A 14,277-nucleotide genomic window follows, 5' to 3' on the forward strand; every position below is an offset into this window, starting at 1 on the left:
GGCCTCTGCCATTGCCGAGGTCGACTAAGCGTCGCAACACCATCATAGCACGGAAAAATCATCTGCGGGTCGCCCGTTTCTCGCGCTGTCTCGAGCGCCTCTATAGTAGATAGTAGCTAACCGCCAGCACCGGCCTTGCCAAACACGTCGGCCAGCGTGGTCGTTTGGGAAGTCGGCTTTCAGGAAGCGCCAAAGGCACCCTGAATGGCCGCTGTAGGCGCAAAGTTGCCGTTCGCGTCATGGAAGACGTAAGTCGGCTTTGGGTTCGACTCGGTTGTTCGGAGTGATTGGGTTTTGCCTAGTCCCCCGGCATGGTCAACCCAAGCGCGTCGATCATCGCGGGGTCCAGCACCCGCGTGGTGTCGTCCATCATCCCCATGCCGTCGAAGAGATTCCAGAATGCCCAGCCAAAGCCGAGATCCTCGGCGCCCTGGCGTACGTCGGCGATGTAGCGCGCCCGATCGGGATTGGGCGCTGCCACATAGCGGGCGTCGGTGCGCAGCGCGCCGAACTCGCCCATGATGATGCGTTCCGGCGCAAGGCCGTGGCCGTCGCCCCAGGCGCGAACCTGGCGAAGATATTTGTCGACAAAGCGCCGGTCGGGCTGGGCGTCGAAATAGACCTTCAGCATGCGCTCGGTTTCCGCATAGGCGGCTTTCTTGGCCTTATCAGTCGTTTCGGTATCCTGCGCCATGCGCGCCCTGACCGACGCCAGCGTCTCTTCCAACGAGCCGGCGGACGCCGGCCATGGCACGTTGTTGAGCGAACGGTAGACGGGCTCGCGCATCCACGGCGCGCCCTGATGGCTGAACAGATAGGGCTCATAAAAGTGGAAGGTGAACAGGATCGGCTCGAACGGCGACAGCGGCGCCGGATCGAGCGCGGTCAGCCCGTTTACCATCGAGCCGCAGCCTCCGGTGACGACCAGCGGCAAGGTTGCAGCCGATGCTCTTGCCGCGGTCAGAAGCGCGAGCTGGACCTGCGACCAGACCTCCGAAGCGCAGGCCTGCGGCGGCTCGTTGACGGTTTCGAGCGCCACCTTGCCGGGCTGGAAGCGCTCCAGCCTGCCGGCAAGCTCGCCGACCAGCCCGCGATAGAGATCGAAGGCGGGCTCGGCAACGCTGGCGACCATGCGGTCAGGATTCCAATAGTGGGTGGCGCCATTGGCCTGCACGTTGACGATGATGCCGAGACCCGCATCGAGGGTGGCCGTGACGGCCGCGTCGACCATGTCCAGCAACAGGCCGAGCGCGGTGGCGTCGGCCGCCAGGAACGGGCCGGGATCGACCGGCAGGCGGATGAAATCGAGCCCCGTGTCGCGCAACCGGCGCAGGTCGTCCGCGGTCGGAACGGGCCGTTGCGGCTGGAAGGGCGGCCAGCCATAGTCGGTGCGCGGTGCCGGAAATTCACGTGTCAGCGAGAACCAGGGCCAGGCGTTGACGCCGCGCCGAAAGTGCGGCTCGGCGGCGCGGGCGAATGGCGCGATCGGGAGGGAACCGAGTGCCGCCGCCGTGAACAGCGCCGTCCTCAGCACCCGCCGGCGCGACCAGCCTGTCATGCGGTGCGGCGCGATGCGCGATCGGCCGCGACGGCTTCGTCGGCGGTGACACCGAGAAGCCGATAGGCTTCACGCTCATAGGCAACCAGGACATCCTCCCAGCGGAAGGCTTCGCGGGCGCGCACCCTGGCCGCGATGCCGCAGTTCCTGACCAGGGCGTCATCGTCCTGCGCCTGTTGCATCCGCTCGGCGCAACTGTCGGTGTCGGTGAAGTAGATCGCGGCAGCACCCGCGGTCCAGCGATTGAACGGATTGTCGTGCGCTATCACCATGTTGCCGGCCGCCAGCGCCTCGACCAGCGACGGATTGGTGCCGCCGACCGTGTGGCCATGCAGGTAGGCGCGCGCGTGATAGCGCAGTGCCTTCACCGTCGCCTGGTCGTAGATGGCGCCCGGCAGAACCACCGAGCCGTTCGCCGCCTTGCGGATAGCGACATGATAGGGGATGTCGTCGGACAGCGTTCCCAGCACCACCAGCTTCATGTCGCGCTTGCGGCTGCAAAAGGCTTCGACGATCGGCAGGATGTTGTTGTCGGGCTCGATGCGCGCGATCGAGATCAGATAGCGCCCGGGCTCCAGGCCGAGCGCCCGGACAGGTGCCTCCGGTGCCGATGTCACCGGATCGGCGCCATAGGCGATGGTGGCGATGGCGCTGCGCGGCCGGCGCGTCGCCAGATGGTCGGCGATGACAGGATGATCGGCGACCAGACGATGCGAGGCCCAGGCGCCAATCCATTCGTTGAGCCAGAACCAGGTGCGCGCCGCCAAACCCCATTTGGGGCGGCGCCACTCGATGCCGTCCATATTGGTGAAGATCTTGCGCCCTTTCAGCCTGAGCCAGGTCAGGAAAACCGCGCCGTTGTAGCCGAGCACCAGGCAGACGCCTGGCCGCCTGGCGGCGTCGCGCACGCATTGCCAATCGAATTCCAAGGTCGCACGCGGACCCTTCGAGGCAACCTGGACGTGGATTAGTTCGATGCCGCGCCAGGTTTCGCTGCGCACCCTCTGGTCGATCCGCTCGACCTCCTCCTGGCAATAGACGCCGACCTTCCAGCCTCGCCCGGCAAGAAAAAGTGCCAGTCTTTCGGCGAAGGTTTCAAAGCCGCCATGAGCCGCCGGTATGCCGCGCGTCCCCAGGATCAGAATGGCAGGCTTCTCTGGTTTCATGGCCGGTGGCACTTTCAGATCTGAACATATTAGCGATTGCTGCATCATGAAGAAGCAGACGGGCAACTTCCGTGCCATCTCACGATTTCGGCGCTCGGGCGAATGATCATCGCGCCGGGTTGTAAAAAAACTGTATTGAAGCCGGCGGTTGTTTCATTATCGGTCAACCCTTCTGTGCGTATCTGTGTCGAAACGAGGCATTGCCAGGATTTGGCGTCCGGCAGCCGGACGGTTCAACCAGGCATGGTTCTTGCGACAAGGTTCCTGCATCCCACCGCCCGGCGCGATGGTTGCGGCACCTGGCGGGATACAAAGATGCGGATTGCCTGCGTTCATCAGGGTTATGAACTCTATGGTTCCGACCGCAGCTTCGCGGAGAGCGTTGCTGCGCTGCGCGGGGCGTTTCCGTCCGCCGACATCGAAGTGGTACTGCCGCGCAGCGGACCGATCGTGCAAATCCTTGAACCACATGCCAGCCGGATCGTCTTCGAGCCGCTTTGGGTGCTGAGACGCCAGGCCATCGCGCGCCTTGCGACGGTCGAGATGGCGCGGTTGCCTATGGCGGTGCTGAGAGCCTGGCGGCGCCTAAGGGATTGCGATCTCACCTACGTCAACACCTCGATCGTGGCCGACTACGCGCTGGCCGCACGCCTTCTCCCCGACAAGGCTGTCCTGCATATCCACGAGATCCCCGAAGGCGCCATGCGCAGGATACTGGTCGGCCTGATGCGCTGGAGCCATGCGGATCTCATCTTCAACTCACGCGCGACGCGCGCCGCGTTCGGCGATCCCAAGGTCTCGCGCACGCATGTCGTCTACAACGGTGTCGCCGGGCCGGCGGCCGCCGAACCGATGACTTATGACGGCAAGCGCCCGTTGCGGGTACTGCTGCTCGGCCGCGTCAACAGGATCAAGGGCCAGGAGGTCCTGCTCGAGGCGATCGCTTCGATGCCACCGGAATTGCGGTCGAGGATCGAAGTGCGGCTGGTCGGCGGCGCCTTCGAAAGCGCCGAGCGCGAGCGCGCGCTCGCCGAACTGGTCGAAAGCATGGGCCTCGCCGGATGCGTCAGCGTTCTGCCTTTCGTGCCGGACCCCTCGGAGCATTACCGCTGGGCCGACGTCGTCACCGTGCCGTCGCGGCGTCCGGAATCGCTGGGGCGCGTCGCCATCGAGGCGATGGCCTATGGCCGGCCGCCGCTGGTGTCGGCCATCGGCGGCCTGGTGGAAGTGGTCAGCGATGGCGAGACCGGCTGGCATGTTCCGCCCGGCGATCCAGCCGCTTTGGCCGACAAACTGCGGGAGATCATCCTGCGGCCAGATGCCTGGCGTGGTTTCGTCGCCGCGGGCCGGTTGCGATACGAGGAGATTTTCAGCGAGCCGGTGGCGGCGGCGGCGATCGCGGCGATTGCCACGGACAAGCTGAGGGTGGCGCTGGCGAAGCCCGGCCGGGCGCATGTCGCCCGCGAAGCGGAGACCAGTTCGTGAAATTCGCGTTTCCAGGCCATCTGCTGCGACGCCTTGTGCTGATGATCGGCGGCGAGGCCATACAGAGCGGGTTTCATTTCGCGCTGAACCTCGCGCTGCTGCATGTGCTGTCAGCGCAAGGATACGGCATCTTCGCCATCGCGATGGTGATGGGGGGCGTCGGCCTGTCCTACATCAGATCGCTGACCGCCGTCCCCGCCAGCATATGGATGGGCAAGAGCACCAACAGGGCCGGCGTCGACGCGCACGACGTGACGTTCGGAGGGGCGGCGGTGGTCGTCGCGTCGATCGTGGGCGCTGCGACCGCGCTGCTGATGCTGATGTGGGGTGACGCGGGCGGCATCGCCGCCGGGTGCTTCGTCGGCGCGTGGTCGCTGCGCAGTCATATGCGCACGGCTTTCTTCGCGCGTCGCCAACAGATGGTCGTCAGTATAAGCGATTTCACTTTCACCGTCGCCGGTGCCGCGATGACTGCGCTGGCGATCTGGACGGCGCCGAATGTGCTGCAGATGGTGTTCTATGCCCTTGCAGCGGCCAATCTGATCGGCATAGCCGTGCTCGCTCGCCTGGCACCCCGTCCGCTTCGCCTCAGCTTCCGAGCGCCTGTGCGGCGACGCTATGCCAGGCTCTGGCGCCAACTGCGCTGGTCGGGATTCAGCGCGACGACCACCAACATTCAGGGTCAGTGCCTGGCGCTGCTGGTCGCGGGTATTGCCGGTCCGGCGGCCTACGCGCCTATCGCGGCGGTTCTCGTCCTGTTTGCTCCCCTGCGTATCGTCAGCCTGGCCTTTGTCAACATGCTGCAGCCCGAGCTTGCGAAGCTGATGGCGAGCAATGAAGTCAGGCGGGTGTGGATGCACGCCAAGCTATGGTCGCTTGTCATGGGGCTCGGGAGCCTGGTTTACGGAGCCGGCATCATGTTTGTTCTGCCGACGATAAGATCGCAGACCCTCGCGGATGCTTCTGTCAGCTTCATCGGGCTTCTCGCCGTGGCGAACTTCATACCGATCATGCTCTATATCATGCCGCGCATCGTCCTCGAGATACTCGGCGAGTTCCGGGTCGTGGCGTTCATCACAACGGCCGGCGCGGTCGTCGGGCTGGTCTTGATCGCAATCCTGCTGGCTATCGCTTCCCCGCCATGGTCGCTTGCAGGTGCCGCGGCCTCCGAGACCGTTGTGCTCGCGGCCTCATGGTATTTCGCACGCCGCCATATCCTCGCGCTTGAGAGCGGGACGCTTGACAGCGGGGATAGCCGGCATGACAGCAAGTCAACGTCGTGGCGAGGGACCGAACCCGCCCCGCTTGCCACCGGAAAAAGGTAGGAGACAGACATGTCGATCCAGACATTGACGCCTGCGCCAGATGCGCCGATGGCTGGGGCGCCAGTACCGTCCGGGCGGGCTATTGATGCTTCCCGAAGCATCGCAGGGGGGGTCTACACGGCGCGGCTGCACACCAGTCTCGAAGCCGTCATACCGCTCTGGCTTCAGTGCCAGGCGAATGGGATGTGCTCCGCCCATCAGCTCTATGCGTGGGTCGAGGGGATCGTCAAACGGCTGATGCCTGAAGGCGCCGACCTTCTCGTCGTCGAAGTGGCCGACGCCGGGACCGGTGAGCTCAAGATGCTGGTGCCGCTGATGCGGCGGACGAGGTTCGGACATCGGGTGATCGAATGGCTGAGCTGCGGCGTCTGCGATTATTCAGCGCCGCTTCTGGCGGACAAGAGCCTGTGGACCCCGCAGGCTGCCGAAGCGGCGTGGGCGGCGGTCCGATCCGTCCTGCCGCGCGCGGACCGCATCCACATCACGGGAATTCCACGTGAGATCTACGGCCTGGCCAATCCACTGGCGCTGCTGGCGGTCGCGCGCGAGTCCACCCTGATCACATCCGGCCTCGTGCTGGACGGCGATCCGGAGACCCTGATCAAGCGCAAAGGCAGACCGTCCTTCGTCAAAACCTACTACAAGGACTGGCGCCGGCTCGAACGGCACGGCAAAGTGGATATGGTCGAGGCCAACACGCCGGCCTTGATAGAGCTCGTCTTCGCCGCCCTGGTCGAGATGCGGCTCAAGCGTTTTCGCCAACTGGGGCGTTTCGATCTGCTGGCGCTGCCGGCGGTTGTCGATTTCTACCGAAACGCGGCGCTTCAGGGCCTGTCCGACGGATCGGTGCGGATCTTCGGACTGCGCGTCGGCGAGGATTGGGTCTCTGTCCAGTACATGCTGGTCCGGCATGGCACCTTGCATGCCCTGTTGATCGGAATGGACCTGGAGGTGGTGCCCAACGCCTCACCGGGCCTGGGGCTCATGGGCGAACTGATGGTATGGGGACTGCGGCGGGGATTCGGCTATTTCGACCTGTCGGTGGGCAGCCAGCCTTACAAGGAACAGTTCGGCGCCGAGAGTTCGGTTCTGGTCAAGATCGACGAAACGCTGACGCCGCTCGGCAAGGGCGTGGCAGCCGTCGCTTCGCTTCGCGACCGGGCCGAGCTTGTGGTGCGATCCCGTCCACGGTTGCTCAAGGCCGTCCAGGGCGTGACGCGCCGCTTGCGACGATTGAAGAGCTGAGGCGGCCGCATTTCGCGCTTGATCCATGTCAAAGAGGATCGGCGTCGATGCACCTAGCTGATCTCCTGTCTTGGGAAGGACGCAAGACGGGTGGGCGGGTTCATGCGGCTGAAGACAACTCCGGCATGGACCGCCCACGACCGCATCCGATCGCCGCGGGAAAAGATTGGAGGCAGATATTTCGACTCAGTCAATGCGAATGGCACCGATATCGGCGGCGCGGGCTTCTGCTCTCTCCGCCCGCGCTGATACCGCCGGACGTGCCTATACGGCACGGCTGCACACCAGCCTCGAGGCAGTCAAGCCGCTCTGGCTGGAGTGGCAGGCCGATGGCGTCTGCACCGCCCATCAGCACTACGCCTGGGCCGAAGGGATCGCCGCGCGGCTGATGCCCAAGGGTGCGGAACTGCTCGTCGTCGAAGTGAGTGACGCCGCGACCGGCGAGCCCAGAATGCTGGTGCCGCTGATGCGGCGCCGGGCCTTCCACCACTATGTGGTCGAATGGCTGAGCTGCGGCGTCTGCGACTATTCCGCGCCGCTGCTGGCGGATGCGAGCCCGTGGACCACGCAGGGCGCTGAAGCCGCCTGGGCGGCGGTCTGTTCGGTGCTGCCGCCGGTGGATCGCATCCACATCGCCGGTATCCCGCAGCAGATCTACGGCGTGGCCAATCCGCTGGCTCTGCTTTCGGCGACGCGCGATTCCATCCAGATCACCTCCGGCCTGGCCTTGCACGGCGAGCCCGAGGGTCTGATCAAGCGCATCTGCAAGCCGTCCTTCGCCAAAACTTTCCACAAGCACTGCCGCCGCTTTGAACAGATGGGCGGTCTCAGCCTGGTCGAGGCCGACACGCCCGCCCTGATGGAGGAGCTCTTCGGCACACTGCTGGAGCTGCGGCTGAAGCGCTTTCGCGAGCTTGGGCGTTTCGATCTCCTGACGCAGCAATCGGCCGTCGATTTCTACAGGAACGCGGCTCTCCAGGGCCTGTCCGACGGATCGGTGCGGCTCTTCGGGCTGCGCGTCGGGCAAGCCTGGCTCGCCTCCTTCCTCGTGCTGGCCAGAAAAGGCACTCTTCATGGCATCCTGCTCGGGATCGACAAGGATGCGATCGCCAATGTCTCACCCGGCCTGACGACGATCGCCAAGCTGATGATATGGGGGCGCGAGCGGGGATTCGACTATTTCGACCTGTCGGTCGGCGGTCAGGGCTACAAGGAATATATCGGTGCCGCGAGTTCGGTTCTGGCCGAGATCTGCGAACCGATGACGGTGCGGGGCAGGGGTGCGAATGCCGTCATTTTGTTTCGCAGCCGGGCCGAGCTTTACGTGCGCTCGAAACCGCGGCTGCTCAAGGCCGTCCAGGGCGTGGCGCGCAGCTTGCGGCGATTGAAGGACTGAAGGCGGTTGTCCGCGAAATTGACAGGACCGCGCGTCTCCGTCATCCTTGAGCCCAGTCGCCAGGCTGCGGATCGCGGCCATGTGAGTGTCGGGGCGACCGAGGGCAGTGCCATGTTCAGTCCCGTCATCGGCCAGAATGCCAAGCGCGCCGCGGTGCGCAAGGCGCTCGACCGCCACAAGGTCTACATCACCGCGCAGAGTTTTTCGGCCGGCGCCTACCAGGCACGCGTGCTGGTCGACGGCGAGGCCTACTGGGTCGACGAATTCCGGCTCGCCCAGCTGCAGCAAGGCCTGTCGCCGGCCGAGCTCGAGTTGACGCCGGCCACCGACGATTGAGAGCGTGAGGCCTAGAAGTAGCGCTCTGTCGGGACGCGTTCACTTGGCCGACGTGCTTCGATCTATGTCATGACAACCTCACCAAAACTCAAAACCTATCGCGCCAAGCGCGAATTCTCGAAAACGCCGGAACCCGCCGGCGGGTTGGTCTCCGACGAAGGCAACCGCTTCGTCGTCCATAAGCATCACGCCACCGCCGATCACTACGATCTCAGGCTGCAGGTCGGTGGCGTGCTGAAGAGCTGGGCCGTGCCGCGCGGGCCTTCGCTCAATCCGGCCGACAAGCGGCTGGCGGTCGAGACCGAGGATCATCCGCTGGAATATATCGACTTCGAGGGCGTCATCCCCGAGGGCGAATATGGCGGCGGGCCGATGATCGTGTGGGACACCGGCAGCTGGGCGCCGATGGACGACGTCGAGAAGAGCCTGCGGACCGGCGCCTTCAAGTTTCGGCTGGCCGGCGACAAGCTCAATGGCGGCTGGATGCTGACCAGGCTCAAACCAAAACCAGGCGAGGACGAGAACAAGAAGAACTGGCTGCTGTTCAAGGAGCGCGACCTTGCCGCCGACACAGCGCTCGACATTCTGGAAGCGCGGCCGGAGAGCGTCAAATCTGGCAAGCGCATCGAGGAGCTGGTGGCCCCCGCCAAACCGGCTACGAAGCCCGGCAAGCCGCCGGTGCTGAAGCCCGGTACGCTGCCGGGCGCGTTCAAGGCGCCGGCACTCAGCCGCATCGAGCCGCAGCTGGCGACGCAGGTGCCAAAGCCGCCCGATGGCGAGGACACCAACGAGGTCTGGCTGCACGAGATCAAATTCGACGGTTACCGAACCATGGCGCATCTGAGCGGCGGCGTGGTCAAGCTGATCACGCGTGGCGGCATCGACTGGACGAAGCGCTATGGCGACCTGCCGCATGCCTTCGCCAAGCTGCCATGCCGCGACGCCATCATCGACGGCGAAATCGTCGTGCTCGACGCCAAGGGCATCAGCCGTTTCGCGCTGCTGCAGAATGCGCTGGCCGAAGGCGCCGGCAGCCGGCTGCATTTCTACGCCTTCGATCTGCTCCATCTCGACGGCTGGGACCTGACCAAGGCGCCGCTGGTGCGGCGCAAGGCGCTGCTGGCACAGATGCTGTCCGGCCTTGGCGCCAACTCCGCCATCCAGTTCTCCGACCATGTCGAAGGCTCGGGCCAGGGGCTCTACGACCAGGCGTCGGAACTCGGGCTGGAAGGCGTCGTCTCCAAGCGCGCCACCGCGACCTACCAGAGCGGCCGCACCAAGAGCTGGACCAAGACCAAGGCGCTCCAGACCGGCGACTTCGTCATCGCCGGCTACACCACCTCCGACGCGGCCGAGGGGCTGGCGGCACTTGGGCTTGCCGAATTCGAGGACGGCGAACTTCACTATCGCGGCAAGGTCGGCACCGGCTTCGATGCCGAGACCGCTGCTGAATTGCTCGCCAGGCTGGAGCCGCTCACATCAGGCGCGACGGCGCCCGAAGGGGTGCCGCGCGAAATCATGCGCGAGATGCACTGGGTGCGGCCGCTGTTCTCGGCCCATATCCACTATGCCAACCGCACCGCGGACAATGCGCTGCGCCACGCGGTGTTTCGCGGCTTGAGGGATGTCGGCCTGTCGACGCCGGTGTCGGCCAAACGCAAGCGGCTGATCTCGGAGGCCGACCTTGCCACCATCTGGGTGACCAATCCGACGCGGCGGCTGTTCGGCAAGACCGGCCCGACCAAGCTCGACATCGCCGTCTACTACGCGCTGGTCGGCGATTTCATGCTGCCGCACATTCTCGGCCGGCCGGTGTCGCTGGTGCGCTGCCCGACCGGCCTGCCGAAGGACTGTTTCTTCCAGCGTCATGCCTTCACCGGCATGCCGCCCTCGGTGGTGACGTTCGAGGCGACCAATTCCGAGGGCGAGACCAAATCCTATCTCTCGGTTGAAGGGGCCAAAGGCTATCTGGCGCTGGCGCAGTTCGGCGTCGTCGAGTTCCACACCTGGGGTACGCATCGCACCAGCCTCGACAAACCCGACCAGATCGTCTTCGACCTCGACCCGGGCGAGGGGATTTTGTGGCGCGAGGTGGTCGAGGCGGCGGTGCATATCAAAAGCGAGCTCGAGGGGCTGGGGCTGGTGCCGTTCGCCAAGACCTCGGGCGGCAGCGGCATTCACATCACCGTGCCGGTGACGGGCAAGCAGAACTGGAAGAAGCTGCACCAGGCGACCAGCGCCATCTCCACGCATCTGGCGGCAACCGCGCCCGACACCTTCACCACCACAATGGGCAAGGACAACCGCAAGAAGCGCATCTTCATCGACTATCACCGCAACGCGCGCGGCCACACCTCGGCGGCGCCCTATTCACTGCGCGCCCGCACCAACCTGCCGGCCTCGACGCCGGTGAGCTGGGCGGATCTGGAATCGATCGATGCACCGCAGGATTTGAACTATTCCTCGCTGCCGGGGCTCTTGGCGACATCCGGCGATCCTTGGGCGGAGATCGATGAGTTCGCGCGGGATTTGCCGACGTTGCCGGGAACGAGGAAGTAGTCGCAGAATGAGGACTGCAGCGATCCTTCGCGCCGCGTTCAAATTCCAACGCCATCGACGCTTCGGACAATTTGAATTATTCTGTCGCGGTGATGCCTGCGCCTTCATGGAAGATTTCGTCAGGGATTTGCCTGTATTGTGCGGGGTCGGTGTAGGATTTCAGTGGCGTCGCTCGTCCTTCGGACGAACAGCGCTGCACCGGTGTGACAGTGCATGGCCGCGTAGGAGTGTTTCATGGCGCCCAGGGCAAGTTGGAAAGGTTACCTCAAGCTCAGCCTCGTCAGCTGTCCGGTCCGGCTTTATCCGGCCACCAGCGCGAGCGAGCGCATCAGCTTCAACCAGCTGCACAAGAAGACCCACAACCGTATTAATATGAAGCCGGTCGACCCCGAACTGGGGCTGGTCGAGCGCTCGGATCTGGTCAAGGGCTACGAGTACGAGGACAAGCAGTACATCATCATCGATGACGCCGACCTCGACGCGGTGCGCATCGAATCCAACCACACGATGAACATTGAGGCCTTCGTCGACGAGGGCGAGGTCGACGTCATCTATCAGGACGCGCCTTACTATCTGGCGCCGGATGGCGCGATGGCCGAGGAGACCTTCGCCGTGCTACGCGAAGCGATGCGCAAATCCGGCAAGCTAGCGATCGCCCGGCTGGTACTGTCCAGCCGCGAGCGGGTGGTGACGATCGGCGCGCGCGAGAACGGCATGTTCGTGTGTACCTTGAGGAACCCGAACGAAGTGCGTGGCACGGCTGAATACTTTGGCAACATCCCCGCTGGCAAGCCCGACGCGGAAATGCTGCAGTTGGCCGAAGCGCTGATCAAGCAGAAGGAAACCACCTTCGATCCGAAGAACTACGAGGATCGCTACGAGGCCGCGCTGATGACGATGATCCGCGAGAAGCTGAAAGGCCACAAGCCGATCATTGCGGCGGCCCCCGAGCGCGGCAATGTCATCAATTTGATGGATGCGCTGAAGGCCAGCCTGTCGCAGTCGAAGCCACCGGCCAAGTCGAAGAGCAAGGCCGACGAGGTCGCCAAGCCCGCGGCCAAGAAGGCGGCAGCGGGCGGCGCTGTTGAAAATCCGCTGAAGGCCAATCTGCTGAAGGCGGTCGGCAAGAGCAAGAAATGACGGCACAAGCCGTCTTGGTCCCGGGGGCCGTCTTCGGCACGATCGGCGCGCTGGCGGCGTTTCCGCTCAGGCTGGCGGCACGCGAGGTCGAGCGCCAGCACGGCCAGTTGCGGCGCGGCGTCACCAGGCGCACCACGCATGTCGTGTTCGGGCGGACCTATCTGGCAAAGGCCAGCGATGCCGAGATCGAGCGCCGCGTCGCCGCCGAGCGCACGGCCGGCCGCGTGCTGATCAGCGAGAATGGTTTCTTGCGCCTGCTCGGGCTGATGAAGGCGCCGGAGGCATCTTCGCTGTCCAGGCAATCGGTGATCGAGCAGTCGCGGCTGTCAGGCGCCGACCTCGGCCTGTTGTCGCTGTTCGATGCCTTCGAGCATGACAGCGAACCCTATTCCTTCCGCGACCTGATCCTGGCGCGCAAATATGCCGGGCTGGTGGCGGGAGGTGCGACCTGGGGCGCGATCGCGCGCTCCGTCCATCGCTCCGGCCCGGTGGCATCGCTGACCGCCAAGTCGCTCAAAGTCGGCTCGCAGCATGGGCGGCCCGACGCGATCTATCTCGAGGGCGGCCAGAGCGAACTCGACGGCCAATTGCTGTTCGATCTCGGTATGGCCGGTTCAGCCGGCGACGACACGCTGGAAGAGTTGTTCGCCGAGGCGGAAGCGGCGGAGGAGGGCGGCGACCATGATGGGGCGGCCGCGCTCTACCAGCGCTGTCTGGCCATCGACCCGAGCGATGCGATTGCCGCCTTCAACCGCGCCAACTGCCTGCGCGCCGGCGGCCACGGAAGGGAAGCCGCGCACGACTATGCGCGCGCGATAAAACTCGACCCGGCCTTCGTAGAGGCCTGGTTCAACCTCGCCGGGCTGATGAGCGAGCAAGGCCGCGAAGCCTCGGCGAGAAGGCACCTGCAGAAGGCGATCGCGCTCGACAAGACCTATGCCGATCCGGTGTTCAACCTCGCCCGGCTGGAATTCGACGCCGGCAATCTCCCCGAAGCGCGCCGCAACTGGGCGCGCTATCTCGAACTCGATACGGATTCGGAATGGGCGCGCGTGGCGGCCAAGGGGGTGCAGTTCGTCGATCTGCAACTGGCGAAGAAGTCGGCGGGGTGAGGGGCGCTGCACTAGCGTTTCCTTCTCCCCCTGTGGGAGAAGGTGGCCGAGCGAAGCGCGGACGGATGAGGGGTGTTGGACGGAGCACCATCGTCTCATTCCTTCCAGCACCCCTCATCCGTCTCGGCGCTGACGCGCCGATCCACCTTTCTCCCACAAGGGGAGAAGGGGTCACCAACGCCGAGCTTCGGAGCTCTACATCATGCCGACTAATTTCCTCTTCGACGGCCCCGACACCGCCCCCGTCACCATCCTGCTTGCCCATGGCGCTGGGGCGCCGATGGACTCGGCCTCGATGACCGCCACCGCCAAGGCGCTGGCCGCGGCTGGGTTCCGTGTTGCCCGCTTCGAATTCCACTATATGGCCGCCCGCCGCTACGGGCACCGCAAGCCGCCGCCGCGGGCCGAGACGGTCAACCCTGAATATGTCAAGGCGATCGCCGACCTCAGGGCGAAGGGCGTGAGCGGCCCGCTCATCATCGGCGGCAAGTCGATGGGTGGGCGCGTCGCCTCGATGGTCGCGGACGAGATGTTTGCCAAGGGCGAGATCGCTGGGCTGGTCTGCCTCGGCTATCCCTTCCATCCGCCGGCCAAGCCTGAGCAATTGCGGACCAAACATCTGGCCGGGCTCAAGACCCCAACGCTGATCTTCCAGGGCACGCGCGACGAGTTTGGGACCAAGGATGAGGTCGCGACTTATGCGCTCTCCCACCAGATCGAGATTGTCTGGCTGGAAGATGGCGACCATGATCTCAAGCCGCGCAAGAGCATCTCCGGTTTCTCCACCGCCGATCATCTGAAGACGTTGGCCGAAGCGGTGAAGGCGTGGGCGACGCGTGCATTGGCCAACCGAGCGGATTTTCGCGCAGGTAAAATCTAAAAGAGGTAATTTTGCCCTACATTATATATGGGAAAAACAGGCTAAAAACAGGTGCCGCCTTCCTTGCAATGGCGC

11 protein-coding genes are annotated in these 14,277 nt (G+C 64.7%); 9 read left to right on the top strand and 2 right to left on the bottom strand.

Annotation, left to right across the window (positions count from 1 at the left end; all coding sequences use genetic code 11):
* Window positions 1–298: 298 nt before the first annotated feature.
* A complete protein-coding gene (locus B5V02_RS06335; RefSeq protein ID WP_111543312.1) occupies window positions 299–1,558 on the bottom strand; it encodes a glycoside hydrolase family 5 protein in 1,260 nt (419 codons plus the stop codon).
* Entirely contained in the window at window positions 1,555–2,724 is a 1,170-nt protein-coding gene (locus tag B5V02_RS06340) for a DUF1972 domain-containing protein (RefSeq protein ID WP_167458379.1), read from the bottom strand. Before B5V02_RS06340 ends, B5V02_RS06335 begins: the two co-directional genes overlap by 4 nt.
* A 315-nt stretch (window positions 2,725–3,039) precedes the next feature.
* On the opposite strand from B5V02_RS06340, the gene B5V02_RS06345 reads away from it, so the two are divergent.
* From B5V02_RS06345 to B5V02_RS06385, 9 genes are all read left to right on the top strand, one after another.
* The gene (locus B5V02_RS06345) at window positions 3,040–4,209 is read left to right on the top strand and encodes a glycosyltransferase family 4 protein (RefSeq protein WP_111543780.1); all 1,170 of its coding nucleotides are present in this window, start codon (window positions 3,040–3,042) and stop codon (window positions 4,207–4,209) included.
* Complete coding sequence (locus B5V02_RS06350) at window positions 4,206–5,534, top strand: MATE family efflux transporter (RefSeq protein ID WP_245445725.1); 1,329 nt, start codon at window positions 4,206–4,208, stop codon at window positions 5,532–5,534. The genes B5V02_RS06345 and B5V02_RS06350 overlap by 4 nt, the downstream gene beginning before the upstream one ends.
* A 9-nt stretch (window positions 5,535–5,543) precedes the next feature.
* Window positions 5,544–6,779 (top strand): GNAT family N-acetyltransferase, encoded by a 1,236-nt coding sequence (locus B5V02_RS06355; protein WP_245445727.1) that lies wholly within the window; start codon window positions 5,544–5,546, stop codon window positions 6,777–6,779.
* A gap of 193 nt (window positions 6,780–6,972) precedes the next feature.
* Window positions 6,973–8,175 carry a GNAT family N-acetyltransferase gene (locus tag B5V02_RS06360; RefSeq protein WP_111543313.1) on the top strand — a complete coding sequence of 401 codons (1,203 nt, stop codon included), beginning with the start codon at window positions 6,973–6,975 and terminating at the stop codon, window positions 8,173–8,175.
* 6 nt (window positions 8,176–8,181) lie between these two features.
* A complete protein-coding gene (locus B5V02_RS06365) occupies window positions 8,182–8,511 on the top strand; it encodes a hypothetical protein (protein WP_245445729.1) in 330 nt (109 codons plus the stop codon).
* 69 nt (window positions 8,512–8,580) lie between these two features.
* Window positions 8,581–11,070: a DNA ligase D gene (gene ligD, locus B5V02_RS06370; protein WP_111543314.1), complete on the top strand. Its 2,490-nt coding sequence runs from the start codon at window positions 8,581–8,583 to the stop codon at window positions 11,068–11,070.
* Window positions 11,071–11,304: 234 nt separating this feature from the next.
* The gene (gene ku / locus B5V02_RS06375) at window positions 11,305–12,210 is read left to right on the top strand and encodes a non-homologous end joining protein Ku (protein WP_111543315.1); all 906 of its coding nucleotides are present in this window, start codon (window positions 11,305–11,307) and stop codon (window positions 12,208–12,210) included.
* Window positions 12,207–13,322 (top strand): tetratricopeptide repeat protein, encoded by a 1,116-nt coding sequence (locus tag B5V02_RS06380; protein ID WP_111543316.1) that lies wholly within the window; start codon window positions 12,207–12,209, stop codon window positions 13,320–13,322. The genes ku and B5V02_RS06380 overlap by 4 nt, the downstream gene beginning before the upstream one ends.
* A gap of 202 nt (window positions 13,323–13,524) precedes the next feature.
* Window positions 13,525–14,202 carry an alpha/beta hydrolase family protein gene (locus B5V02_RS06385; protein WP_111543317.1) on the top strand — a complete coding sequence of 226 codons (678 nt, stop codon included), beginning with the start codon at window positions 13,525–13,527 and terminating at the stop codon, window positions 14,200–14,202.
* Window positions 14,203–14,277: the final 75 nt, after the last annotated feature.

Source organism: Mesorhizobium kowhaii (assembly GCF_003253745.1).
GTDB classification, from domain to species: domain Bacteria; phylum Pseudomonadota; class Alphaproteobacteria; order Rhizobiales; family Rhizobiaceae; genus Mesorhizobium; species Mesorhizobium kowhaii.

Bases quoted from the DNA above. Each gene is read 5' to 3' on its own strand.
- B5V02_RS06360 (WP_111543313.1), top strand. From the start codon at position 6,973: ATGCGAATGGCACCGATATCGGCGGCGCGGGCTTCTGCTCTCTCCGCC.
- B5V02_RS06345 (WP_111543780.1), top strand. From the start codon at position 3,040: ATGCGGATTGCCTGCGTTCATCAGGGTTATGAACTCTATGGTTCCGAC.
- ligD (WP_111543314.1), top strand. From the start codon at position 8,581: ATGACAACCTCACCAAAACTCAAAACCTATCGCGCCAAGCGCGAATTC.
- B5V02_RS06355 (WP_245445727.1), top strand. From the start codon at position 5,544: ATGTCGATCCAGACATTGACGCCTGCGCCAGATGCGCCGATGGCTGGG.
- B5V02_RS06385 (WP_111543317.1), top strand. From the start codon at position 13,525: ATGCCGACTAATTTCCTCTTCGACGGCCCCGACACCGCCCCCGTCACC.
- ku (WP_111543315.1), top strand. From the start codon at position 11,305: ATGGCGCCCAGGGCAAGTTGGAAAGGTTACCTCAAGCTCAGCCTCGTC.
- B5V02_RS06340 (WP_167458379.1), bottom strand. From the start codon at position 2,724: ATGAAACCAGAGAAGCCTGCCATTCTGATCCTGGGGACGCGCGGCATA.
- B5V02_RS06380 (WP_111543316.1), top strand. From the start codon at position 12,207: ATGACGGCACAAGCCGTCTTGGTCCCGGGGGCCGTCTTCGGCACGATC.
- B5V02_RS06335 (WP_111543312.1), bottom strand. From the start codon at position 1,558: ATGACAGGCTGGTCGCGCCGGCGGGTGCTGAGGACGGCGCTGTTCACG.